Origin of the sequence: Siphonobacter curvatus (assembly GCF_002943425.1) — a bacterium.
In the GTDB taxonomy this organism is placed as follows: Bacteria; Bacteroidota; Bacteroidia; order Cytophagales; family Spirosomataceae; genus Siphonobacter; species Siphonobacter curvatus.
Genome location: NZ_PTRA01000001.1, coordinates 2,065,173 through 2,087,602, shown reverse-complemented (window position 1 = coordinate 2,087,602; position 22,430 = coordinate 2,065,173). Strand labels below are relative to the sequence as shown.

Genomic DNA, 22,430 nt, shown 5'->3' with positions numbered 1-22,430 from the left:
TCATAATCTTCTCGTGTGGTCTTCGCATTCTGGAAGATGATTTCGGCAGCTAGTTTTTAAGCTCTTTAGTTGATTTATGGTCCAACATGGCGGCTGTGGTCTCATCCGAACGTAGAAACTCATTCTGCATCCGTATGTGGAACGAAATACTTCGTATCTGTTTTCTCACGTGCCCCTTGCAAGTACAGTTTATACCCTACCTCAACTACGCTGGATTTATTCAAAAGCTTTATGCCTACGTAGGCTAACCCGGTATTAAACGCACACCAGTAATAATCAACGGTCTCTTGCAGGCGTTCAGGAAACTCCGTTGTCGTTAGTAGCAGAAGCTCTTTTGGTGCCGAGGGGTGAAATGAAATTTGTTGTACCTGATGGTCAGTGATTTAAGATTTGATTTGTAGAGAATCTTAACAAAAAAGGGTAAAAATAGACTCCTTAGTTAGGAGTGAATTTGACAACAGTCTTAACCTCGACTTTCTCATATTCATGAAGGATTTCGAGCATTCTCTTATCTGAGGTTCCTTTGTTGTGTGTATAGTCCCTCCAGGCATTTGTAAACTTGCTTTTCTTGACATCAGTTGGTAATGAGGGATCGATATGAGCAAGCTACCCTTTAAACGCCTCCTCGATACTTGTAAATGTTTGCATGGTTCAAAGGCGTAGGACTCGTGGAATATTCCCACAAATAATTCAAGAAATATTTTCACCATCAAACAATCAAAGCGTATAAGTCATTGGTTTTATGTAGTTTAGGCAAACATTTACCTCATTACTTACTTCTACTAACTTCTATGAAACACGTTTTACTTTCCCTAGGCCTTGGGGTCTACTGCTTTTCTGCACATGCTCAAATAGGTATTGGTACTTCCACGCCGAAAGCATTCTTCAACGTTGCCGGTAATAGAGACGTGCTGTTCGGAGCGGATGTCATCAGTGCGGGCGAAAAACTCCTCTGGTTTGCAGATAAAGCGGCCTTTCGGGTGGGTAGCATTGATGGTAATCAATGGGATAATGCCCAGGTAGGTATCCGCTCTTTCGGTATTGGTTATAATGCCCTGGCCAGCAAGGCCAATACTTTCGCTATTGGATTTCGTGTTACCGCTAGTGGCAGCAATTCTACAGCGATCGGCAACAATGTTTCAACCAACTCCTACCAAGGATCTATGATTATCGGCGACTACGGAGGTTATGTGTTTAATAGCACTGCTACCAATCAGTTGACCATGCGATTCGGCAATGGGTATATGCTTTACACGTCGAATGATCCTCAGGCTTCAGCGGTTGGCGTGAAACTGAATAGCTCGGGCAATGCGTGGTCTGTTATCTCTGACTCCACGCGTAAAGAAAATTTTCGCTCAGCTGACGGAGCTGCCTTTCTGAAAAAAATCAGCAACATGCGACTCGGTACTTGGAACTACAAAGGTCAAGATGTAAAACAGTACCGTCATTACGGTCCTATGGCTCAGGATTTCTACGCGGCTTTTGGTAAAGACGAGTTAGGGACTATCGGAGAAGATAAGTCGATTAATCAAGCGGATTTTGATGGCGTCAACCTAATTGCCATCAAAGCACTCATTGAGAAGGTGGAAAAGCTGGAAGTCGCCGTCAAAGAGCTTCAACAGGAGAATGCTTCCTTAAGCAATCAGAACGCTACACTTGAATTCCAAAAAAGTACGTTAAAGAGTGAGACAGCTTCCTTAAAAGCAGACATTGATTGGATTAAAAAGCAACTCGGTGGTTTAGCTCAAAAATAACTCCTACACAACTAATGAAGAAGCCTACTCGCTGTCCCGGGTAAGCTTTCTTTGCTATATTGGCTGCTTACAGCCTCACCGCTATGAAACGATGCTTACTGCTTGCCTGGCTTGTGTCTGCCTGTAGTCCTGGGCCTAAAGTAAACACGTACCAGCCTGCTTTTGATACACTTGAGGGTAGCTTTGTAGGTGAATACCTTCCACGTAACTATTCTTTTAAAATTGCAAAGGATGGAACAGTGCTATTTTGGAAACATCGTGATATTGAAACTAATTATTTTCAGGGGCAAGTTGACTCAAGTGTCATTCATAAATTAAACATCGCTATCGACTCCCTTTATCATTATGAAGCGGATAGTGCCTCAACAGGAATAGTTGCTGATGCTTTTACCTACAATCTTTGGATACACCAAGCAAACCGCACTGTACACAAGGCCGGCGGTTATTCTAACGTAGCTTCGCCAAGCATTGTGGCTTTAGCTTACAGCTTAACACCACTCTTTGACACGTTAGAGTTGAAACCCACTTCTAAAAAAATCCATTTTGGAAGCTATGTACCCCTACCACCGCCCCCGCCAGCTCCATTGCCAAACTGATACTGAAAAGCCTTACATCTATCCAATTTAGCTAGCTACTATATATTAGTCCTCTACAAAGAGGTCTTGATCGGAAAGATGGAGAAATACCGGGTTTCGGGTAGGTGCTTGCATGCGAGTGCAGACATTTCACCTTTAACCAATGGCTGTTTAATACGCTCCAGGTTTCCTATTTTGCTAGCTGAATCTCTGTTACTTCAAAAGGGAAAGCTGTTAAGTCCATATATTCCATTCCTGGAAAGCTTAGCATGTAGCCGCTAATTTTAACTTTCAAGCTATCTTTTTGGAATTCTATGGGCAGGTTGCAGGGGGTTAATGGACCTACTTGCCTACTATCGCTTGGATAAATCCAGTACTCATTGATGGGCTGGTTGTTCATTACTGCTGCTCGAACAGTAGCTGATACCAGATGCACCTCCGATGTCCGCTCATACGGATAGGCAGCATTTTGACAACGTGAAGTTTTAGAGTCAAGTGATTCCTTCCGGCACGCAGAAAGAATACTTAGAATGATTACTAGGCCTAAGAAGTGCTTCATAGCTCGAGTAGTTTTTAGCTAAGACCCCTTTCCATTTTCATTAGTTGTATCGTAGTCTGTTAATTTGTAAGATAAGAGGACTTCAAACTAGCGTTTGAGCAGGATAGGTAAAGGCTCCAACGCAGGCCGGTTGCTACGTCTCCAACGCCTTTAATAAAAAGCCCCTTGTATGGGGCTTTTTATCTTACAATGGCATTACAGGCACGTACATTTCGTAGATATAATGCCTGAGAGGATGCATTTTATGGTCATTTAAATGGCTCATATAAAAATTGCGATGATCCGGCCGGTACCCATTCGCTGGCAGCCACTGACTGAAGAAATATTGCCAGCTTTCTTGGCATTCCTCCATGGTGCCCTCTTTGTAAACCACTGCAAATAGACCGCCGGTGATCTCGGCAGTACCAATGATGCCATCGCCAGCTACCTCCTCGGGTACAGACAGGGCCACATCAGCTTGTATCATTCCGGAAGGATTCGGATTACTACGGAATATCGTCAGTGCTTTCGTTTGAGGAAAGTGGATCAGGCCTCGGGGCCCAGCCCAGGCAAACAGGGTGTCAAACATCTTTTCAAACGTTTCACTGTCGTGCTGATGAATGTTTAGGTTACGGATAAAGGCTACTTTGAAGCTCTGCATTTGTTTCAGCTTAACCTGCAGAGGTAGATTGGGAGAGATCATAGAAGAAGTCCTGCGATTTAGTTTCGATGCAAGGTAGCCTTGGATGAATCCCTGGTCTTCACTGATCTTGCTATCCACTATACCGATCTTGCTATTTGCTTGTTCTAACCGCCATTCGCTTGCACTGAGGTGATGCACTTGCTTAAAGCTTCTAGAAAAGGATACCGCATTAGTAAATCCGCACGCGTAGGCAATCTCACTAATCGGCTTTAGTGGATCATGTTTTAAGTAAAAGCAGGCCCTTTCGATTCTTGCGTTTCTGATAAAATCATGGAGAGCATAGCCCGTAACTTGCCTGAAAACCCGGTGAAAGTGATACTTAGAGAAGTTTGATTCGTGAGCAAGGTCCTCTAGCGTAAGTGGCTGGTCCAGATGAGCTTTGATGTAGTCAATACATCTGTTAATACGGAAATAGTACGTTTTGATGGAATCTTCTTTAACCATGTTTATGATCAATAAGCAATTGCAAAAATCAACATCTTCTGAGATTGCTATTCTAAGTATCGTTTTTGGAGATATTGTACTATCACCTTCACCGGTATTTAGCCGACTCAGTTTTGAGTTGACCTCTCCATTAATCCCAAATCGCCTTAAAGTGTGCCTACGAACCTACCCCCATTCCGAGTAAGCGATTGATACCAATTGACTTAATACCTATCCATTGGATGACGGATAATCTAAAATTAGACTCCCTGAATCTAAAGGTAACTCAGGATTACCTTTTGCAAAAGAGCGAAGCGAATGGCCACTTAGCTATATAAATCCATTGCAAAAGCTCTTCCTAATGAATAACCTCAACACCCCGCCCGGAGGAAAATTACACCATTCATAATCAGCCGATTACGGCTTTTCGAATTAGGGTTAGCTATCTAATACGCTGTTGGTTTGACCGATTTGCGTAGATTCGGTGCTATAATCTCTAGCCTCATCCTATGCCTCGTTTATCCCTAGCCGTTCTTCTGCTGATCACTACTTTTTTCTCTGCCTGCCAAAGCAAGTACGATGAGCAAATGCCAGCTGATTTTTCATTTGTTTATCAAACTATACCTTTAGATGTTTATGACTCCGCTAAGGGCACCTATACTAAACACTATGTAAGAGGTGATTCGGTGCGGCATATCCCTTTATCTTTCGCTCAAAAGAAGGCCTTTTATCGAGCTTTTTGCGAAGCAGACTTCATGCATTTTCCAGAAGAATTCGATTGTTCCAGTGGCGGCTTCGCTTTTTTTTCGCATATTTTAACGATACGCTATAAGGGGATTGTTAAACGAGTAACCTACAATCCGGCCTGTAGACCAAGCCCCTTGGAGTGGATAAAAGTTAAACGTTTTGAAGAATTAACCTCACAGCTATGGGACTGGATTTCTAAACAGAAAGGTATCAAAGAAATGCCTGCTCCGGAAGGATTGGAAATTATGTAAGAGTCTTACACGAAACATCCCGGAGGGGGACAGATACCTCAAGCTACCGGGGAGGGTTTGACAGGTTCCTTTTCACGCCCGAACGCCTATAGTGTTCTCTTATGCATTCACTTAAATGACTTCTAGGATTCTTGAGTTTGCTATGCAGTGCTATTGTCTTTTTTATATACTAATTGCCGAAATACGTTTATAATGACCGAAAGCTTAAATGCATCACCACAACCTTGAAAACATTATTTTCAATAGAGTATCCATACCAATCATTATCTCCGTGATCAATTAATTGATATTCTAACTGAGTTACTTGAAGGCAGGTTCCTGTCAAGTCAACTTTTACCAGCCAACCTGGATTATCTAACGTGGAAATACTCACTCCAGAAGCAGGCTCCCATTCTTCGTCACAGTAGGAATGATACCATGACTGATGTTAACCCAGCTCATATCTAATCATTGTAAGTTTTAAAAGTGCAAATTATCAATATATCCTTAATAACCTTTCCTTCGCTAATAGGCTATTAGACGAATGGTTTGCCCGCGTCTATCCAGCCCTTTAACTTGCGGTGTATAACCCTACACCGTCATGATTGAACCACTACTTCTAGAACGCATCCTTGTGTCCTTAGCGAATACCCAGTCGTCTTCACTTTTAACGTTCAGACTACTTTTGGAAGATAAGTCTGAAGACACGAAGAGAACCTATTACGCCTTACACAAGGTAGAAACTTTAGAAAATGCTATTCTACTGCTTGGCTCTTTGAATCACGACTATGAGCAATTACAAAGAGCGTTACTTGAAGCCCAGAAAGATTATCAAGCCATTCTTGAAGAAATTAATACCCGCCCCCCACACATCCATTAACCTGCAATGCTATTCGTAAATATTTACTCTTTTTACCACTACATGCTTCTATAATCTTGTACGGTTAGTCTGTTCCACTGCTGTCATCACATCTTACATATTTTATTTTTCCAATCTAGGTATTTTTGAATGAGAAGATACAAAAGAAATGGAGCTAGAAAGACCAGTAAAAGTACATCAAAATCTTCCATAATGAAAAAATATAATTATGTAACAGCTAAAGACTTTGTTGACCTGTAAAGCACTGAGGAGTTCGAGTAAATAAGGTATTGACAAATGCTTTGATTGAGTAGCAGAACAGTGTTAACCCATTACTTTCAACAAGAAATTTTCCTTTAAACTCTAAATTTCAATCTTACCCTTTAGAATGAATAAATGGATGGATGGTTATTACGGGTGTTGAACCTAAAGCTTGTAGATACGATAATGAAAAAGCCTACTCGTCTTCACGGGTAGGCTTTAATATGAACCTGTCTTCAAAGCCGCCACTTCTCTGACTGTTTCAATGAAACAAAACTATAATGGAAGGAATACAAAAGTCTATTCATTTCGATCAATGGTTCAATTTCAACTCTAAATGGAATATTTTTATCTTTAAAAGGATCTTTCTGTACAGGCGAAACTACTAATACTTTTAGACGCTAGTAAGCTCCGTGACTTCAAATTTTTTAATCATTCGCTGAAGCCTTGGACGCGTATACCGCTGCAGCAGAATAGGATAAATATTTAAAACGAGGTTAAATAGAATTAACCACAACGCATCTTTGATTGAATACATAAGTATGACATAAGTAGTAATGATCAGGACGATTCCACCAATAACTAAATGCCCCACTTCGGCTACTCGGGAAGCTCGCTCATAGACCTGAAATGCCCGAAGATCTTTTTTGATAGGTGTCTGCTGTTGCCTCATCTTTTCCCATCCAATTTTGGTTAAAATAGTCCGGTATCCCTCTACACCTAACTTCTTATACCACTTGCCTTGCTTTTCAAAAGGCTGCGAATTAAAATAGGTTGAGTTGAGTTTGGGTTTAAGCTGCGATTCAAACAGAGTAAACCAAAACATAAGAGCGAAATTGACTCCCAAACTAAAAGCAGCCGAGGTAATATCCAGATAGAGAATCATGAGACTCACAGTCGCTACTGTTAGACCAACGATCAGTAGCATTTTCATCCATTTGACGAGCATAAGGTTAGGAATTGTAATGTATTTCCTTGAATTAGGGGTATGAATTCAACTCGCTAACAAGATAATCAACTTCAACAACTCAGGCAAACGCCTAGCTCGTCAGTTTCGTAATGAACGAAGTCTTGGGAGGAGCAACTTTTACTGTCATTCCAAAGAACCGTAAATCGACTAGATGCGAATGTTCCTTCCTTGATTGAGGTAAAAGAATCATCTAGTGTTTGCACAAACCCCTTAGGTTTTTCGCGTTTCTATTATTGAAACCTGCCCATCCTTCAATGACTACCCCGTACCCTTGGCAAGACTTTTGAGTAAGAGATTGAATAACCCAGTTACCCCTCTAAACGGATGAAACTTACTATTTATCATGCCCTACTCCTGCTGGCCTTACTATTCCCTGTAGTCACCGTCTGCTTAGGCATTCACATTGCCTCGTGGTTAAGCCTCTACGCTTTGGTCTGCGGCAGTATAGGCTTAATCGTTTACGGCCTCGTGCTCCTCTACATGAAAACCCGCTTTCCCGGTAAACGCTGGATGGCAATTTTATCATTACTGGCAGGGCTTGGCTGGCTGGTGGTTCAACTTTACATTGCTAGTGGCTGGAGTGATCGTTAATCTGGACTCGTTTCTGCCTTTGAAACTTTGAAAAATTTTTCCTATTGTCCATCGGATTAGCAAACTGCTCTTGTTCTAGAAGATAGGAAAAAACAACAACTAAAGGCCGTAAGCAAATACCTTTTCGTTTCATCAGTTAGACATACGGAAGAGTTGGAACAAACGAGTAGGCCTGTTTTTTAATAATATTCCTCTATAAATACCTATTTTTCAATATACTACACCTGAAATATGGGGGCTACTTTATGGACAGATTATACCTGATTATCCTATGCATATTGGCCTTACCTTTGAATAATCTCGTTTAATAAAGGCTCGTCAGACAGCTTTTATTTCTTTAAGCAGGTTGGGGCTCTTTATCGGCGGTTGGGAGCCTCCTCCGTCAGTTGGTTTGGACATTCGGGGGATTTGAACAAAACAACTGACGGAGTTCTGTAAGAAGATGACCGACAGAAATTTACATTCAATTGTTCGTTACCCTTCAACTTGAATTAAACGATTAAAGAGCTTTCTCAACGTAGGTTGAGAAAGCCTTACTTTATCTCACAACCTGAGTATTCCTCCCAATGGCACTATTGCCAGGAGCGGTTCGACATGCTTACTTTCTACTACTTACTTAACGGGTGCTGGGTAAGCTTCACGGACGCATTATTATAGTGAGAAATGCCTTTCCAGGTTCCACTGACCGGGTAACGCTGGCCCGTTGCTTCATTCACCACTACCGCACTGAACGAACAGGTAAGATGATACGCCTGAATCTGACGATCAACCACAATAGTCGATTTAGGTGGAATGCTGAGGTTTAATGTTTCTTTCTGGTAGGATCCGTACGGTTTCTGTTGCTCCTGAGTCCGCAAGGGGAACGCTTCAGTAAATAACCCATACGAATCGTTGGCGTACCACCGTTCCGGCACTCGCACGGAAAATTCACTCAGGTTCACCTCCTTCGGAAGAGCATTGGGATTAGTGACTTCAAATGCTGATGTCTTCACCAACTCATCGAAAGTATCGGTGAACGGTTGCGTAATTAGCTGGTCGCCTGGGTTTGAAACCGTTATTCCTTTTAGTTTCACGGCCACCGTATCAAACCCATTACTAGCCGCTTTAAAGTAGCGAACGTCTTGCAGTGCAAACGTTGCCGGAATTACTTCCTCGGGCTTAACGCTTGATGGTTTGGAACACGACAAGAATAGTACGGAGCACCATCCCCCTAGTACAATCAAGGATTGACGTAAACTTGGCTTCTTCATGGCTGAAAAAAGATTCATAGGATTAAAATCGTTTAGAGCATTCGGGCTCAAGTTACGGGTAAAGGCTAGGAAATTAAACCTTTACGCTCGAAAGACTTCAATCAGAACATACAAAAGGGCAGTACTCTGCATGAAATACTGCCCTTTCCGAATTAAAACTTTACTTTACTGAACCAGCCACTTATGCGTGACGCCGGCTACCCGTAGCAGATATACGCCCGGCTTAAGCACCTGCTTAGGATAGATTCGTAAGCTCTGGCTCTGCTCACCGACCGATTCCGTACTAAACAGTAAACGTTGTCCTTGCAAAGTCGTGAGTTGAATCTCAGACGCCACAAGGGCTTCTACTTCCACATACTCACCGTTAGAAGGGTTGGGATAGATCAAATCTGTTCCGCTCATTCGCACCGATACGGGACGATACGAGTTTTTCTTACCATCCTCATCCACTTGCGTGAGGCGGTAATAATTTAGACCTTTCAAGGGCAGGTGATCATAAGCTACGTATCTACTTCCACGGTTACCGGCCGCTTTCACCGTTGCAATCGCTTCAAACGTCTTACCCTCTCGGCTACGTTCGACCAGGAAGAGAGCCGCATCCTTTTCACTAGCAGTAGCCCAATCTAAGCGAACGGTTTCCGACTGCCGGGTGGCAGTAAACGAAAGGAGTCGAACGGGTGTGGGAGCTTCGAACCGACTGTACAGGATATTCACGTCATAGGACGCATAATTGGCGACAATAACATCTTTCCTACCATCTTTATCGAAATCTTCCAAAGCGATGGAACGAGGACTATTCCGCACTACATACTGCACCGGAACCGCGAAGGATCCATTGCCCTGAGCAAGCAACAATGAAATGGTATTGCTTCCATGGTGAGTGACCAACAGATCCTCTTTGCCATCAAAATTCGCATCCGTTGTAGTGATTGCATACGTATTTTCCAAGGTTGCAATCGCAATCCCCGTACTGAATCCGCCTTGGCTAGTTCCCAGCAAAACGGACAAGCTAGTACCCGTTTCATTCGAAGTTACTACATCTATAAAACCGTCCTGATTGACGTCGGTCAGCGTAAGCCCCCGAGGCATAGCGTCAATGGAGTAATTCACGGCTGGGGCAAACTGTCTATCCCCCATTCCCATCAGCACGGAAACGGACTTGCTGGCCCGATTTACAACCAATAAATCCAGCAGGCCATCTTTATTGACATCAAAGGCCTTCACCTGCGAAGGACTGCTTCCTACCGCAAAGTATTGCGTTTGTTGAAAGGTACCATCCGGATTTCCGACTAAAACGGCGACATTGTTACCGACAGCATTCGTAGTAACTAAATCCAGAATACCATCTTTATTCAGATCAATGGCGATGATGCTTGAAGGAGATTTATCAACAAAATATCGCACGTGGGTATCGAATGTTCCATTCCCCTTCCCCATGAAAACATTAACCCGGTCTGCGTAGGATATACCAAACGTCGTACCGATGTCAGTAGCAGCGAGATCCAAATGGCCATCCCGGTTGAAATCTCCGATGGTTACGGCTGAAAGGCGACCCGTAAATTTATAGGTTACGGGAGGGGAATAACTTCCATAGGCATTACTGTTCAAGACGGAGATCGTGTTGAGGTAGCTGTCGGCAGTTACAATATCCGGCGTTCCATCTTCATTTAAGTCGCCCGTTGCTACGCTTAGTGGGTTCTCTCCGGCTAGCGGATAATGAGCAATGGTACCAAAATTGCCCTTTCCATTGCCCAAATGAACGGATAGGTTTGACCTATACGAAGAAAGTATATCCAACGCTCCATCACCATTGAAGTCCCCGGCGGTTAAAGCTCTCGAATACGCAGGGGTTGACAAGAACGAGCTGAATTCAAACGTGCCATTGCCTCGATTTAACAACACACCCATTTGATTCCCAGTAGACGCACAAATATCTAAGGATCCATCGCCATTAAAATCAGCCACCTCAGTGGATTTTACACCACCGAAAAAAGGTAAGGAAACGGGCGTACTCATTCCCCCATTTCCGTCGCCTAAAAAGAGTAGAAAAGGTTCCTTTTGCAACAGATAATAATTCGATGAAACCAAAATATCGGCTTTTCCATCCTGATTAAAATCCTTCACGTCTATACTTCTCACATCATACGGAACGGTATAGGTTTTAGGACTTTGGAACGTTCCATTGCCATTGCCCAAGACAGTATATAGTTTATCAATACTGATCGCCAGGAGGTCCGGTTTGTGATCGCCATTTAAATCCCCTACGCTAATTTTTTGTATTTCTTGGCCCACATCAAATCGTATCGGCTCTGAAAATTTTCCGGAACCATCGCCCAGGAGCAAAGTCATGTGAGGGGTACTGTAATAATTACTGAAAATTATATCTGTTTTTCCATCATTATTAAAATCTCCCGTGGCCAGCGACTGGGCTGTCAGGTAGTCACTCGTGACTTCGAAAGGCGTTTGGAAAGTACCGTCGCCTTTTCCTAGTAGGATTGTCACCCGTCCATAGCTTAGCGATACAACTAAATCAGGCTTAGCGTCTTGGTTAAGATCGGTTACTACTATAGCATTAGGTTCTCCCGTCACTGGATAGAATACTGGAGACGCAAACTGACCAAACCCTGTATTCAGTAAAATCGCAATTCTAAGGTTGTCTGTATCGGTACTTTCATTCGAATAATTACCCGTGACCACATCTGGTTTTCCGTCTCCATTGAAGTCACCCGTCCCTAGTGTTACAGGATTCGCTTGAAGAGGAATCGAAGTGTAAGTGGAAAGATCTTTAGTAGGCTGAAAATACTGAGCGGATGCGTTTATTGAGGAAAGAATAAAATAGAGGAAATAGCACTTTATGACAAGTGAAAACCGGGTAGAAAATTGAAGCATATACTAGTTTAAAATGGACAATGGTGTGATAAAGGCGTAAAGCTAGTATAAAGAATATGCAATCCATTCAGAATTTCAATACGGTACTGTTTCAATGACTAACGTAATAAGTATACGCACTACTCATTCAGTGCCATTATTTTGTTTAATTAAGAGATTTAGAAAAGGATCAATACTACACCTTTTTTGATGCGTTTTTTAGCTTAATCCAAAGACAACAAGTTGACTATCAGCTAGCGTATATTCATTTGGGTTTATGATAACCTACGGGCCGTACAAAGCATTGAAAAGAATACACAGACCTATAAAAGAAAGGCTAAAAACGATTGATCCCCATGAATTTTAAGTTTTCGTATATCCAGTGGCGTAAGGATTCTCTTTTTTCCTAAAAATTAGGGGGTATTCTCTAGTTACATTAAGCCTGATTACGCTACTACTCAAGTCCCTACCTTTGTTGGGCACTCGTTCATGCAAGGCGGAGACGAGGTCTCTGCCGCTTTTGCAGGTGAGATTTCAGATCAATTGATGTGGAATTTCCTCCGTCAGTTTGGATTGACTAAGGGGATTATCAGCCGGACTGACGGAGCCTGCTAAAGCGTTACTCCGTTGTCATTTGTTTCTTGTCTCTATACTTATCCACCCCACTAAATGTATCTTTTATCAAGCTTGTTCAATGGGGCAAGCTTGATACCTACAGAACGATAAACCTTCTCCTAGGATTTTTATTAAGCTTTATTACTTTTTAGCGGAATTTCAATTTCATCAGGCAAAGACTGAAAAGAAGCAACCTGTTAAGTACCTAAAAACCAGAACCTCTTTACTCAGAAAGCTATCTGGCCATTAGTATACCGCTTCGTTAGTAGCATTTTTTTCTCTACCAGATCTCCTGCTTATATGGATGGCAATCATTTTCTAGATCTCCTCGCTTTTGTCAATCAAGCAGTACTCGGTCGTATAGAGCAAGTACTTAACCGTTCGATTGCATGGTTTGCCAAAAACTGGTTCGATTTTTTTTGAGAATATACGTAATCCAAACCTGCTGCTATACTACGTGAGTGGGTTGCTATTCAAGATACGCTTTTCTAAAGCACACATTTCACCTATAACCAAACGTACGTATGCTTGCTATGAACTACCGGGGACCCTTCAGGGTACGTGTAGACCACAAACCCTATCCCGAAATTCAACATCCCCAAGATGCCATCGTACGCGTGACTCGTTCGTGTATCTGTGGTTCCGATTTACACCTCTACCACGGTCTGGTACCAGATACTCGGGTAGGTATGACCTTCGGCCATGAATTCATTGGCGTCGTCGAAGAAATCGGATCTTCCGTACAAAACCTGAAAGTCGGCGATCATGTACTGGTTCCGTTCAACATTGCCTGCGGCACCTGCTCGTTCTGTAAGCAGGGACTCTACGGTAACTGTCATGAATCCAATCCGGAAGCAACCGCTGTGGGAGGGATTTATGGATACTCCCATACGGCGGGCGGCTACGACGGCGGTCAGGCTGAGTACGTCCGGGTACCTTTCGCCGATGTAGGCCCTATGGTTATTCCGGCGGATATACATCCGGATGATGCCGTATTGCTGACTGATGTGGTACCCACAGGCTACCAGGCAGCGGAAATGGGCGGTATCAAGCCCGGTGACACCGTCGTTGTTTTTGGGGCGGGCCCCGTGGGGATCATGGCGGCTAAATGTGCCTGGCTGTTTGGGGCGGGCCGCGTCATTGTCATTGATCACTTGGAGTACCGACTCGATTTCGTGCGTACCTACGCCCAGTGTGAAGCCTACAATTTCCGTTCGATGCAGGACCCGGTTTTATTCTTGAAGAAGGCAACGGATTTCTACGGAGCGGACGTATGTATTGATGCCGTTGGCGGCGATGCGGCGGGTAGTGCCTTACAAACGATTACGGGGCGTAAACTGATGCTGCAGGCGGGATCGGCCACGGCTCTGCACTGGGCCATCAACTCCGTGAAAAAAGGAGGCATTGTTTCGGTCGTCGGCGTATACGGCCCTACGGATAACCTCATTCCCATTGGAAATGTCGTCAACAAAGGCATTACGATTCGGGCCAATCAAGCCTCGGTCAAACGCCTGCTGCCCAGGCTTATTGAGCACGTACAGGCGGGGCGAATTGATCCGAAAGGTATCGTCACGCACCGCGTTCCGCTGGAGGAAGTTTCCGATGCCTATCACATTTTTTCAGCCAAGCTGGATAACTGTATCAAGACAATTCTTATTCCACCTTCTGCACGGGTATAAACAAAAATTGTATGGAAGATTTAGCCAGTAATTACGCACATATCAAGGGCTGGGGGATTGATGCGGACCCTAAAAATGAACCCACCTACCCCATGAAAAACTACACGGGGGATGATCATCGGCGGCTCAACTACGAAAAACCGCCCCAGCAACCCGTCAACGTGGAAGTGCTTCATTCCAACGAACGACCCGGTATAACGGCCGTTTTCGGAACTTCAAGTCCCCCTTCCGGAATGAGCGGAGCCATCCGTCGATATGCCTTTAAATTCAGTGAATCGGAGTACGGTCACTGGTTACCGCTTTTGTTTGCGGACCGCGTCAACGTAGTCGAAGGAATCATTGATGATTTGAAGCGAGGCTACGTTCCGAATATTCTGGCCGAGAAAGGCTGGAACGCAGAGTGGAAATACAATCGCAAAGGACTCATTACCAAGCTGGCCGTTGGTGCTCTGGTTACCGCCACCGCCGTAGCGTTGCTTTGCCGGAGCAATTCGAATGAGGACGAAGACTAATACGGCTAAATATAAAGCAAAAGAGGCTGAACAACAGGATCCGTTGTTCAGCCTCTTTTGCTTTATAAACTGCTCAGAGTACGAACGGCCATCCATCCCATCACAACCATGATGAGCACTCCCACCAGCGTAAGCCAAAAGGGATGACGATAGGTTTTACCAAAAGGAAGTCGGTGTACCGCAATTAACAGGATCAGTAAAGCTACGGGCAGGATCATGCCGTTCAGGGCTCCGGCAGCCACCAGAATCGTTACGGGGTTTCCTACCAGCATAAAAATAAGAGCTGACAGGGCGATGAATCCTACCGTGACGGCTTTGGTTTGATTGTTCAGCCGTGCATGCATCGTACGAACAAAGGTCACTGACGTATACGCCGAACCCACGACCGAGGTAATGGCGGCACTCCACATCACGAGTCCAAACAGCTTGTACCCCAGCAAGCCAGCTGCCTGCTGAAACATGGAAGCGGGCGGATTGGCCGCATCAATCGGTAAGCCCTGCATCACGACGCCCAAAGCCGCCAAAAAGAGTAAAATCCGCATCACCGAAGCTACAGCAATGCCTGTAACCGCCCCCCGATTGGTTTGTGGAATGGCCTCCGGACCACTCATACCCGCCTCAAGCAGGCGGTGAGCACCGGCAAAGGTGATGTACCCTCCCACGGTTCCACCCACTAGCGTAATGATGGCCGTGGTATCGATGGTGTCAGGCAGAAAGGTTTTTTCTACGGCTAAGCCCAAAGGCGGATGGGCTGTCCAGACCACGTACAGCGTTAAAGCGATCATCAACAGACCCAGTATTTTTGAAAACTGATCCATGGCTCGCAGGGCGTCTTTCACCAGAAATAGAACAATGGCCAGTCCGGCACTCAGCCCCGCTCCTACGGCGACGGGTATCCCCAGCAAAACTTGCAGTCCCAGGCCTGCTCCGGCAATATTTCCGATGTTAAAAACCAGTCCGCCCAGGGCAATCAGGATCGATAAAAAGTGCCCGACACCCGGCAAGAGAGCATTGGCTAAATCGGGTGCTCGCTGACCGGAAGCAATGACGATTCGCCAGATGTTGAGCTGTACACCAATGTCCAGCAAAATGGACAGCAAAATCACAAAGCCAAAACTGGCTTTTAATTGTACCGTAAAAAGCGTGGTTTGGGTGAGGAAACCCGGTCCAATGGCCGAAGTAGCCATCAGAAAGGCAGCTCCGAGTAGCGTGGATAAGGTAGAGGTAGGCTTAGCTGCCATATATGAAAGAAAAAGGGAGTAATTTACTTACTAAACGGGTGACTGAGGCTGAATGCCTTGTTCCTGAAAATGAGTGTACAGAGCCTGAGCAAAGGAAACAGCCTGTGCCCCATCGCCATGAATGCATACCGTCTCGGCCCAGTTTTCCTTTTCTTGGATGAATTGCATCACCTGCCCAACGGCCTGAGCCGGGTCGTGAATCAAGGCATTTGGGTTGGTGCGGGGCGTAAGCGTCCCATCTGACTGGTACGTTCGATCGGCAAAAATTTCACTACAGGTTCGTACGCCTAGTCGCTTCGCCTCTTCCACGAGAGCACTTCCAGCCAGTCCGTATAAAAATAATTGTGAATCAAAATCTTTCACCGCCCGGGCAATGGCTTCGGCCAGAGCGGGATCTTTGGCAGCCTGATTGTACAGAGCCCCGTGGGGTTTGACGTGGTGCAGCCGGGCTCCGGCCGCTTTCACGAATCCGTACAAAGCTCCGATCTGATAGAGTACCAGATCATAAGCTTCGGCTGGACTAATACCCATGGTTCTTCGGCCAAAACCAGACAAATCCGCAAAGCCCGGATGAGCCCCGATGGCTACGCCCTGCCGTACACAGGTCTGCACGGTCTGATGCATGATTCGTGGATCACCCGCGTGCATACCGCAGGCAATATTCGCAGAAGTAATAAACGGCATTAGGGCTTCATCGTTGCCCAGGGTATAGGCTCCAAAACTCTCGCCCAGATCACAATTAATATCAATGAACATTAGTAGTAGGGTGTAAGCGTTGAACTAACGTTTCTTCCAGGTTCCGGGTAAATTCCTGGTATTGTACATATTTATCTTCAGCCTGCTCCGGACTTAATAACGAGAATTGAACCTGATTTCCACGCACCAGCTGGGCCATTACGCTCAAATCCGGCTCGATGACCTGAGCAATCCGGGGATAGCCCCCAGTCGTGGGAGCATCGTTCATGAGGACCACTAAATTTCCATCGGGTAAGACCTGTATCGTTCCCGCCGTTACGGCCGTAGAGAGCAATTCAGTCGTTCGTAGTTTTTGCATCCGGGCTTCCAGTCGATACCCCATCCGATTGCTCTGGGGCAATACTTCATGCGACTGTCTGCTAAACGCTCGCTGACTTTCCGGCGTAAAGAATCCCCATTCAGGCCCGCGAATCACGCGTACCGTAGGATGTGTCTGGTACGCAGGCAGAGCCGCTGGTGCCAGCGACCAGTTTAACGAGGGATGCAGCGGTGGCAGGTTTTGCCCGTAAGTCAGCACATCGCCGGTTCTTAACGCCCTGCCCTCGTAACCACCCCAGCCAGCGGGCAAATAGGTACTGTAACTTCCCAGCACCTCGGGTACCTGCCAACCACCCCGTATGGCAACATAACTTCGACAGCCCTGACCCGTATAAGCGAGTTGCAGGCGGCTACCCGCCGCTATCCGCAACGGCCGCCAACAATCAGCCTCGGTACCATCGATCCGTACGGCGACACCGTGCCCGGTAATGGCAATCCAACTCTCTGCTTCGAAGTATAACTCCAGTCCGCCGAAGGTCACTTCCAGCGTGGCCCATTCAGCGGAGTTTCCCACCAACGAATTGCTGATGCGATGGGCAAAGCCGTCCATGGCCCCTCCAACGACTACCCCCTGGGATCGATACCCAGCTCGGCCCAAGTCCTGTACCGTGGTCAGTACGCCAGCTTTTACAACACGTGCGATCATGGGCTTACGAAATCGGGACGAAAGTAACGGTATCCCCCGCCTGCAAACGGGCCGGGGGATTCTCCCGTACATCAAAAAGGGTAAGTGAGGTACGACCAATGATTTGCCAGCCTCCCGTAATCGGGACGGGATAGATACCCGTCTGGGCACCGGCAATCCCCACCGACCCGGCGGGTACACCCTGGCGGGGCGTATGCTTTCGGGGAGTTGCCAGTTTTTCGTTCAGGCCACCCAGATAAGCAAAGCCTGGTACAAAGCCCAGCAGATAAACCTGGTACACGGCCCGACTATGCCAGTCAATCACTTCGGCTTCGCTCAGACCACAGTGTTGAGCAACGTAAGGCAAATCCGGCCCGTTCACACCACCATACTGCACGGGAATTTCGATGTGCCGACTTGCCGAAGTAACCACCTGATCCTGTTCCTTTTCGATGTGTTGCCAAAGGTAAGCCTCCACCCAACGCTGGCTGTTTGAGGTGGCGTACTGGTTCCGTACCCGCAAGGGATCGTAGAAAACAGTGAGGGATGCGTACGCAGGCACCAGTTCCAGCATTCCTTCGAAGGGTTGGTTAGTCAGTTGCTTTTGAAGCTTTCGTATCGAGGCGGCAATGGCTGGATCGATTCGCTGCACCCAGGCAATGACCAGGGCCCGTTCCGATAGTACGTAGCAGTGTACAGGAGGTATCATGACGGCAAACTACAAAAAAAGGTGCAACGCTGCAGCGTTACACCTTTTCCAATGGATTCATGGCTCAGGCCACTTCACTTATTTTTCGCTCGGCGGCATTGCGTTTTTTCTCTTCGTCTACCTTAATCGGACTACCAAAGATGTAAAACAGTTTCTTTCGCAGCCCTTTGGCCCCCTTGACGTCTCTAACAATGTCGGCCACTTCGTGAAAGTTAATCATCAGGGGATTGGCTTTATTACTAATATTCGTGGTGATGCCGTAGATGGGTGGTTCTTCCTCTAGCTGATACGTTCCGAAAATCCGGTCCCAGAATATAAAGGTAGCTCCGTAGTTCTTATCGATGTACTTGGGTTGCGAACCGTGGTGGACCCGGTGGTTGGAGGGCGTTGCAAAAATGTACTCAACCCAGCGGGGCATGCGGCGAATGTACTCGGTATGTACCCAGAACTGGAACAGTACCGCTACCTGATTGGTAGTAAAAAAGATGATCGGGTGAAAACCAATCAGGGCAACGGGTAAGAAGAAAATGGTCTTCAGGTTCTGAATCCAGCTCAGACGAAAGGATACGCTCAGGTTGTACCGCTCGCCCGAATGGTGTACCACGTGCGTAGCCCACCAGAAACGCTGCTCGTGCGAAATGCGGTGAGCCCAGTAACTACAGAGGTCAAAAATAACGTAACAGGGAATGAACGTCCACCAGTTGAGCGACATTCGCCAGGGTAACTGATTGTACAGCCATACCACTGCAAAGAGCAGGGCAAATTTCAGGGAAGCTCCCACCGCCAGTGAACCGAGTCCCACCAGTACGGAACCAATGGTTTCCTGTTTTTCATAATAGGGCTTTTCCTGAAAATACGTAATGAGAATTTCGATAGCGGTGAAAAGGATCATCGCCGGCACCGCCCACAAAATCAGGTTTGGGGCGTCTTTTTCAATCAGCGAAAGATTGTCTAACGGGATTTTGGGTGCACCAAATAATGATTCAGTCATGCGATCAAGGTGTTAATGCTGAAGCTCAAATGGTTTGAGCCAGTTGATACGACATACCCAGAACCTTTTTCGGCTTCATTTCTTCCAGAAACCGAAGCAGTACTGGGTTTAAACAAGTGTGTAAGCCTGAATTATTTCAAAATAACGAACGTCGTTCGCTGACAGGCAAGCGATTACGATATTTTTCAAATTCAGTTCTTTCGTATTTACTCATATTCTCTGAATTTGTTTTGTCAAATTCATATTTATAAACAGTGAACGAAAGCTTATACACGCCTACGCTTTTTCAGCGACGACCCGGTATGGCTACGTACCTTTGTAACTTTCCAGTTTTTAAATGAACCACTCGTGACCGAATCTCCACTCCGAACCGTACGGGTTACCCGGTACGTTACGCCCCTGCGGGAAGGGGGTTCTTTGCCCGCTATCGTCGAAGCCGATGATGGTTTTTTGTATGTACTGAAATTTCGCGGGGCTGGCCAGGGCGTTAAGGCTCTGATTGCAGAACTGATTGCCGGAGAAATTGCCCGTACGCTGGGCTTACGGGTACCCGAGATTGTGTTTTGTGAACTCGATCCCATACTGAGCCGTACTGAACCCGACGAAGAAATACAGGACCTGCTTAAGTTTAGTGCGGGCCTCAATCTGGCCTTGCATTACCTCTCGGGAGCCATCACGTTCGACGCTGTAGTGAATACGGTTGATGCCCGTATGGCTTCCGAGATTGTTTGGCTCGATAGCCTGGTCATGAACGTAGATCGTACGGCTCGCAATACCAACATGCTCATCTGGCACCAGGAACTTTGGCTGATCGATCACGGAGCTTCGCTGTACTTCCATCATTCTTGGCAAAACTGGGAACAGCAACATCAACGGCCTTTCCCCTTCATTAAAGACCACGTCCTGTTGCCCTCGGCTTCGGAACTCGAAGCCGTTAACGCGGATTTCCGTACCCGACTTAGCTCTGAACGCATCCGGGCCATTGTTTCACTCATTCCCGACGACTGGCTTACGGGTGAATCTCCTTTTACATCACCCCTTGAGCAACGACAGGCCTACATCCAGTTTTTAGAAGCCCGGCTCGCTTCGTCAGAATTCTTTGTTAAAGAAGCACAACATGCAAGAAATGCACTTATTTGAATACGCTGTCATCCGCGTTATGCCCCGGGTGGAACGGGAAGAATTTCTGAACGTAGGCGTCATTCTATATTGCCCTGCCCAGGGATTCCTGCAAACCAAATTCAGTTTGATTGAAGAGCGATTACGGGCTTTTGCGGGAAGTGTCGACCAGGAAGAATTAAACGAACGGCTTCTTGCCTTCCAGAAAGTATGCAATGGTCGGAAAGAAGGCGGCGTCATCGGGCAATTACCCGTAGTATCGCGTTTTCGTTGGCTGACGGCCAATCGTAGTACGGTGGTCCAAACCTCCCCGGTACATACGGGCCTATGCCACGACGCTCAGGAAACACTGCATCGCCTGCACGAACAGCTTGTGTTATGAGAGAAGCTGGGTACTTATCCATTAACGTACCCAGCTTTTTTTAGCATTAAACAGAAATAAACTGATGCTTTAAGCTTCTAAGGATTAAACGATTCTTACCTATTCACTAAAGTTCTACTCTAAGAATTCAACGTCTTTTTTTACAATCAGGTGGATTCATTTCAGATAAATGCTTGTTATTCAGATAAATGCTATACCTTTAGAACGCCTTTCTCCTTATATCAGCTCTATTGAAGGTTTTATACGCTACCGCCTATTTCAGGAATGGTTGTCGTGCATGATTCTCTTCCAGTTCTTTAGTAGCATCAATTGGTATTCACCCGTGACCCTTACAGCCTGGAAGTTCTGGTCACTCACTCCTATTTCCAATGGCTACAAAACCGCTTTTTTTAATCGTCGATGATGACGCTGACGATCGCGATTTATTGAATTTGGCGTATCAGGAAGGATCTTATCAATGTGATCTGGTTTTTGCTGAAGACGGGCGTGAAGCACTTAAATTACTTGAACAATCACCCGTACGGCCTTCCGTCATGTTAGTTGATATTAATATGCCGGGTATGAATGGATTGGAACTGCTTCAGAAGCTTAAATCCTCGGCTCGCTGGAAAGGTATGCCCGTGGTAATGCTGACGACGTCCAACAATCCCCGGCTTATTCACGATGCCTATTCGATGGGTGCTAACTCGTATTTGGTAAAGCCCGACAACTACCATACGCTGTCTTCCCTCTGGGATGCCCTGTATGGCTTTTGGACGAATACGGCCAAATTGCCTACCTACGCGGTATCGCAAGGTGTGTCGTAAGTGATTTTATACTATCTTGCTCCCATCATTCGTTTTTTTACCTCAATGCAAGTAGGCATTCAATGAGTGGATGGGAGTAGTAATTTGTTAAGCCGACAATAAATAATAAATCAGGATATGAAGCCTAAGCCGCTTTTTCTGGTTGTAGAAGATAACCCAGATCATCGTTTTTTACTGGAATGGAGTTACCAGAAAAGTAACCAGACCTGTAATATTCTTTTTGCGGAAGATGGCCTGCAGGCCCTTGAAATCCTGGAAAGCTCGCCGGTGAAACCTGCTTTGCTCCTACTGGATTACGAGTTGCCCCGTATGAATGGCCTGGAATTGGTGATGGCTTTGAAATCATCTCCGAAATGGAAGCACTTGCCCATCGTTATGATGTCTTCCAGCGATGATCCGCAAATTGTGAATAAAGCCTACTTCAATGGAGCCAGTTCATTCTTGGAAAAACCGCAGAGTTATCAGGATTTTAAGAACGTCTGGACCCTGGTTTTTGATTTTTGGTCACTCACGGCCCGGTTACCTTAACGGTATGAACTCATATAAAAAAAGCTCGGATCAAGGTCCGAGCTTTTTTTATAACGTATGTTTTGAAATGGTACAGTTTTTTAACGCATAATGGACAAATTTTGAGACACCGCCATGTTACTCTTCATCGTCCTTTCACTCGTAATCCTAGTTTTATTTTCAATGGTCAACACCCTACGGATTCTTGACCAAGACGCTCCACGTCCATCAAAAAAGTTTAAAGAGCCGATTCCGTCGAAGTGGCATTAAGCTTGTTCCTGCTACGCATGGCCTTTATTCCGGGATCTCTTCGTTTACTCAAATCTACAGGTTAGCTGGCACATCAATTTTAAGGGTTTGGACAAAAACGCTTCCGACCGTCCTCTCGGAATTCATCCATC

21 protein-coding genes and 1 pseudogene are annotated in these 22,430 nt (G+C 45.7%); 11 read left to right on the top strand and 11 right to left on the bottom strand.

All coding sequences use genetic code 11. The features are described from left to right. The first annotated feature begins 791 nt into the window (after positions 1–791). Both C5O19_RS08565 and C5O19_RS08560 read left to right on the top strand, forming a co-directional pair. The gene (locus C5O19_RS08565) at positions 792–1,754 is read left to right on the top strand and encodes a tail fiber domain-containing protein (RefSeq protein ID WP_104711331.1); all 963 of its coding nucleotides are present in this window, start codon (positions 792–794) and stop codon (positions 1,752–1,754) included. Positions 1,755–1,837: 83 nt separating this feature from the next. Then, positions 1,838–2,350 carry a hypothetical protein gene (locus tag C5O19_RS08560; RefSeq protein ID WP_133163328.1) on the top strand — a complete coding sequence of 171 codons (513 nt, stop codon included), beginning with the start codon at positions 1,838–1,840 and terminating at the stop codon, positions 2,348–2,350. A 169-nt stretch (positions 2,351–2,519) separates the two neighbouring features. Here C5O19_RS08560 and C5O19_RS08555 read toward each other — a convergent pair whose 3' ends face one another. Next, positions 2,520–2,888: a hypothetical protein gene (locus C5O19_RS08555; RefSeq protein ID WP_104711327.1), complete on the bottom strand. Its 369-nt coding sequence runs from the start codon at positions 2,886–2,888 to the stop codon at positions 2,520–2,522. Between the two features lie 184 nt (positions 2,889–3,072). Beyond that, positions 3,073–4,014, bottom strand: coding sequence for an AraC family transcriptional regulator (locus tag C5O19_RS08550; RefSeq protein ID WP_104711326.1), 942 nt, complete (start codon positions 4,012–4,014; stop codon positions 3,073–3,075). 488 nt (positions 4,015–4,502) lie between these two features. Between C5O19_RS08550 and C5O19_RS08545 the strand changes: the two genes are divergently transcribed. After that, positions 4,503–4,991 (top strand): hypothetical protein, encoded by a 489-nt coding sequence (locus tag C5O19_RS08545; RefSeq protein ID WP_104711324.1) that lies wholly within the window; start codon positions 4,503–4,505, stop codon positions 4,989–4,991. 187 nt (positions 4,992–5,178) lie between these two features. On the opposite strand, the pseudogene C5O19_RS26500 reads toward C5O19_RS08545, so the two are convergent. Further along, a pseudogene (locus C5O19_RS26500) lies at positions 5,179–5,403 on the bottom strand (Imm53 family immunity protein); the annotation flags it as partial. A 168-nt stretch (positions 5,404–5,571) separates the two neighbouring features. On the opposite strand from C5O19_RS26500, the gene C5O19_RS08535 reads away from it, so the two are divergent. Continuing rightward, positions 5,572–5,850 carry a hypothetical protein gene (locus tag C5O19_RS08535; RefSeq protein WP_104711322.1) on the top strand — a complete coding sequence of 93 codons (279 nt, stop codon included), beginning with the start codon at positions 5,572–5,574 and terminating at the stop codon, positions 5,848–5,850. 634 nt (positions 5,851–6,484) lie between these two features. Here the strand turns inward: C5O19_RS08535 and C5O19_RS08530 are convergent. After that, positions 6,485–7,039 (bottom strand): glycosyl-4,4'-diaponeurosporenoate acyltransferase CrtO family protein, encoded by a 555-nt coding sequence (locus C5O19_RS08530; RefSeq protein ID WP_104711321.1) that lies wholly within the window; start codon positions 7,037–7,039, stop codon positions 6,485–6,487. A gap of 345 nt (positions 7,040–7,384) precedes the next feature. On the opposite strand from C5O19_RS08530, the gene C5O19_RS08525 reads away from it, so the two are divergent. After that, on the top strand, positions 7,385–7,651 hold the full coding sequence (locus tag C5O19_RS08525; RefSeq protein ID WP_104711319.1) for a hypothetical protein: 267 nt from the start codon (positions 7,385–7,387) through the stop codon (positions 7,649–7,651). A gap of 608 nt (positions 7,652–8,259) precedes the next feature. On the opposite strand, the gene C5O19_RS08520 is transcribed toward C5O19_RS08525, so the two are convergent. Together C5O19_RS08520 and C5O19_RS08515 are read right to left on the bottom strand one after the other, a co-directional pair. Then, positions 8,260–8,919, bottom strand: a complete 660-nt coding sequence (locus tag C5O19_RS08520; RefSeq protein ID WP_104711317.1) for a hypothetical protein — start codon at positions 8,917–8,919, stop codon at positions 8,260–8,262. Between the two features lie 147 nt (positions 8,920–9,066). Beyond that, the gene (locus C5O19_RS08515) at positions 9,067–11,790 is read right to left on the bottom strand and encodes a T9SS type A sorting domain-containing protein (protein WP_104711315.1); all 2,724 of its coding nucleotides are present in this window, start codon (positions 11,788–11,790) and stop codon (positions 9,067–9,069) included. Positions 11,791–12,908: 1,118 nt separating this feature from the next. Here C5O19_RS08515 and C5O19_RS08510 point away from each other — a divergent pair. Further along, a complete protein-coding gene (locus C5O19_RS08510) occupies positions 12,909–14,063 on the top strand; it encodes a zinc-dependent alcohol dehydrogenase (protein WP_104711313.1) in 1,155 nt (384 codons plus the stop codon). Between the two features lie 11 nt (positions 14,064–14,074). After that, positions 14,075–14,575, top strand: a complete 501-nt coding sequence (locus C5O19_RS08505; protein WP_104711311.1) for a hypothetical protein — start codon at positions 14,075–14,077, stop codon at positions 14,573–14,575. 62 nt (positions 14,576–14,637) lie between these two features. Here C5O19_RS08505 and C5O19_RS08500 read toward each other — a convergent pair whose 3' ends face one another. The 5 genes from C5O19_RS08500 to C5O19_RS08480 all read right to left on the bottom strand — a co-directional run bounded on the left by C5O19_RS08500 (position 14,638) and on the right by C5O19_RS08480 (position 19,215). After that, entirely contained in the window at positions 14,638–15,816 is a 1,179-nt protein-coding gene (locus C5O19_RS08500) for an NRAMP family divalent metal transporter (protein ID WP_104711309.1), read from the bottom strand. 30 nt (positions 15,817–15,846) lie between these two features. Beyond that, the gene (locus C5O19_RS08495) at positions 15,847–16,572 is read right to left on the bottom strand and encodes a LamB/YcsF family protein (RefSeq protein ID WP_104711308.1); all 726 of its coding nucleotides are present in this window, start codon (positions 16,570–16,572) and stop codon (positions 15,847–15,849) included. After that, positions 16,562–17,536 (bottom strand): 5-oxoprolinase subunit C family protein, encoded by a 975-nt coding sequence (locus C5O19_RS08490; protein ID WP_165795970.1) that lies wholly within the window; start codon positions 17,534–17,536, stop codon positions 16,562–16,564. Before C5O19_RS08490 ends, C5O19_RS08495 begins: the two co-directional genes overlap by 11 nt. 4 nt (positions 17,537–17,540) lie before the next feature. Continuing rightward, entirely contained in the window at positions 17,541–18,224 is a 684-nt protein-coding gene (gene pxpB / locus C5O19_RS08485; RefSeq protein WP_104711305.1) for a 5-oxoprolinase subunit PxpB, read from the bottom strand. Between the two features lie 64 nt (positions 18,225–18,288). Then, entirely contained in the window at positions 18,289–19,215 is a 927-nt protein-coding gene (locus C5O19_RS08480) for a sterol desaturase family protein (protein WP_104711303.1), read from the bottom strand. Between the two features lie 348 nt (positions 19,216–19,563). Between C5O19_RS08480 and C5O19_RS08475 the strand changes: the two genes are divergently transcribed. The 4 genes from C5O19_RS08475 to C5O19_RS08460 all read left to right on the top strand — a co-directional run bounded on the left by C5O19_RS08475 (position 19,564) and on the right by C5O19_RS08460 (position 22,050). After that, positions 19,564–20,355 carry a HipA family kinase gene (locus C5O19_RS08475; RefSeq protein WP_104711301.1) on the top strand — a complete coding sequence of 264 codons (792 nt, stop codon included), beginning with the start codon at positions 19,564–19,566 and terminating at the stop codon, positions 20,353–20,355. After that, positions 20,333–20,716 (top strand): DUF3037 domain-containing protein, encoded by a 384-nt coding sequence (locus C5O19_RS08470; protein ID WP_104711299.1) that lies wholly within the window; start codon positions 20,333–20,335, stop codon positions 20,714–20,716. The genes C5O19_RS08475 and C5O19_RS08470 overlap by 23 nt, the downstream gene beginning before the upstream one ends. A gap of 368 nt (positions 20,717–21,084) precedes the next feature. Further along, complete coding sequence (locus C5O19_RS08465) at positions 21,085–21,522, top strand: response regulator (RefSeq protein ID WP_104711297.1); 438 nt, start codon at positions 21,085–21,087, stop codon at positions 21,520–21,522. Between the two features lie 117 nt (positions 21,523–21,639). Then, entirely contained in the window at positions 21,640–22,050 is a 411-nt protein-coding gene (locus C5O19_RS08460; RefSeq protein WP_104711295.1) for a response regulator, read from the top strand. Positions 22,051–22,430 lie beyond the last annotated feature (380 nt).

Excerpts from the sequence above, each read along its gene's own strand:
- C5O19_RS08565 (WP_104711331.1), top strand. The coding sequence starts at position 792 with ATGAAACACGTTTTACTTTCCCTAGGCCTTGGGGTCTACTGCTTTTCT.
- C5O19_RS08560 (WP_133163328.1), top strand. The coding sequence starts at position 1,838 with ATGAAACGATGCTTACTGCTTGCCTGGCTTGTGTCTGCCTGTAGTCCT.
- C5O19_RS08555 (WP_104711327.1), bottom strand. The coding sequence starts at position 2,888 with ATGAAGCACTTCTTAGGCCTAGTAATCATTCTAAGTATTCTTTCTGCG.
- C5O19_RS08550 (WP_104711326.1), bottom strand. The coding sequence starts at position 4,014 with ATGGTTAAAGAAGATTCCATCAAAACGTACTATTTCCGTATTAACAGA.
- C5O19_RS08545 (WP_104711324.1), top strand. The coding sequence starts at position 4,503 with ATGCCTCGTTTATCCCTAGCCGTTCTTCTGCTGATCACTACTTTTTTC.
- C5O19_RS08535 (WP_104711322.1), top strand. The coding sequence starts at position 5,572 with ATGATTGAACCACTACTTCTAGAACGCATCCTTGTGTCCTTAGCGAAT.
- C5O19_RS08530 (WP_104711321.1), bottom strand. The coding sequence starts at position 7,039 with ATGCTCGTCAAATGGATGAAAATGCTACTGATCGTTGGTCTAACAGTA.
- C5O19_RS08525 (WP_104711319.1), top strand. The coding sequence starts at position 7,385 with ATGAAACTTACTATTTATCATGCCCTACTCCTGCTGGCCTTACTATTC.
- C5O19_RS08520 (WP_104711317.1), bottom strand. The coding sequence starts at position 8,919 with ATGAATCTTTTTTCAGCCATGAAGAAGCCAAGTTTACGTCAATCCTTG.
- C5O19_RS08515 (WP_104711315.1), bottom strand. The coding sequence starts at position 11,790 with ATGCTTCAATTTTCTACCCGGTTTTCACTTGTCATAAAGTGCTATTTC.
- C5O19_RS08510 (WP_104711313.1), top strand. The coding sequence starts at position 12,909 with ATGCTTGCTATGAACTACCGGGGACCCTTCAGGGTACGTGTAGACCAC.
- C5O19_RS08505 (WP_104711311.1), top strand. The coding sequence starts at position 14,075 with ATGGAAGATTTAGCCAGTAATTACGCACATATCAAGGGCTGGGGGATT.
- C5O19_RS08500 (WP_104711309.1), bottom strand. The coding sequence starts at position 15,816 with ATGGCAGCTAAGCCTACCTCTACCTTATCCACGCTACTCGGAGCTGCC.
- C5O19_RS08495 (WP_104711308.1), bottom strand. The coding sequence starts at position 16,572 with ATGTTCATTGATATTAATTGTGATCTGGGCGAGAGTTTTGGAGCCTAT.
- C5O19_RS08490 (WP_165795970.1), bottom strand. The coding sequence starts at position 17,536 with ATGATCGCACGTGTTGTAAAAGCTGGCGTACTGACCACGGTACAGGAC.
- pxpB (WP_104711305.1), bottom strand. The coding sequence starts at position 18,224 with ATGATACCTCCTGTACACTGCTACGTACTATCGGAACGGGCCCTGGTC.
- C5O19_RS08480 (WP_104711303.1), bottom strand. The coding sequence starts at position 19,215 with ATGACTGAATCATTATTTGGTGCACCCAAAATCCCGTTAGACAATCTT.
- C5O19_RS08470 (WP_104711299.1), top strand. The coding sequence starts at position 20,333 with ATGCAAGAAATGCACTTATTTGAATACGCTGTCATCCGCGTTATGCCC.
- C5O19_RS08465 (WP_104711297.1), top strand. The coding sequence starts at position 21,085 with ATGGCTACAAAACCGCTTTTTTTAATCGTCGATGATGACGCTGACGAT.
- C5O19_RS08460 (WP_104711295.1), top strand. The coding sequence starts at position 21,640 with ATGAAGCCTAAGCCGCTTTTTCTGGTTGTAGAAGATAACCCAGATCAT.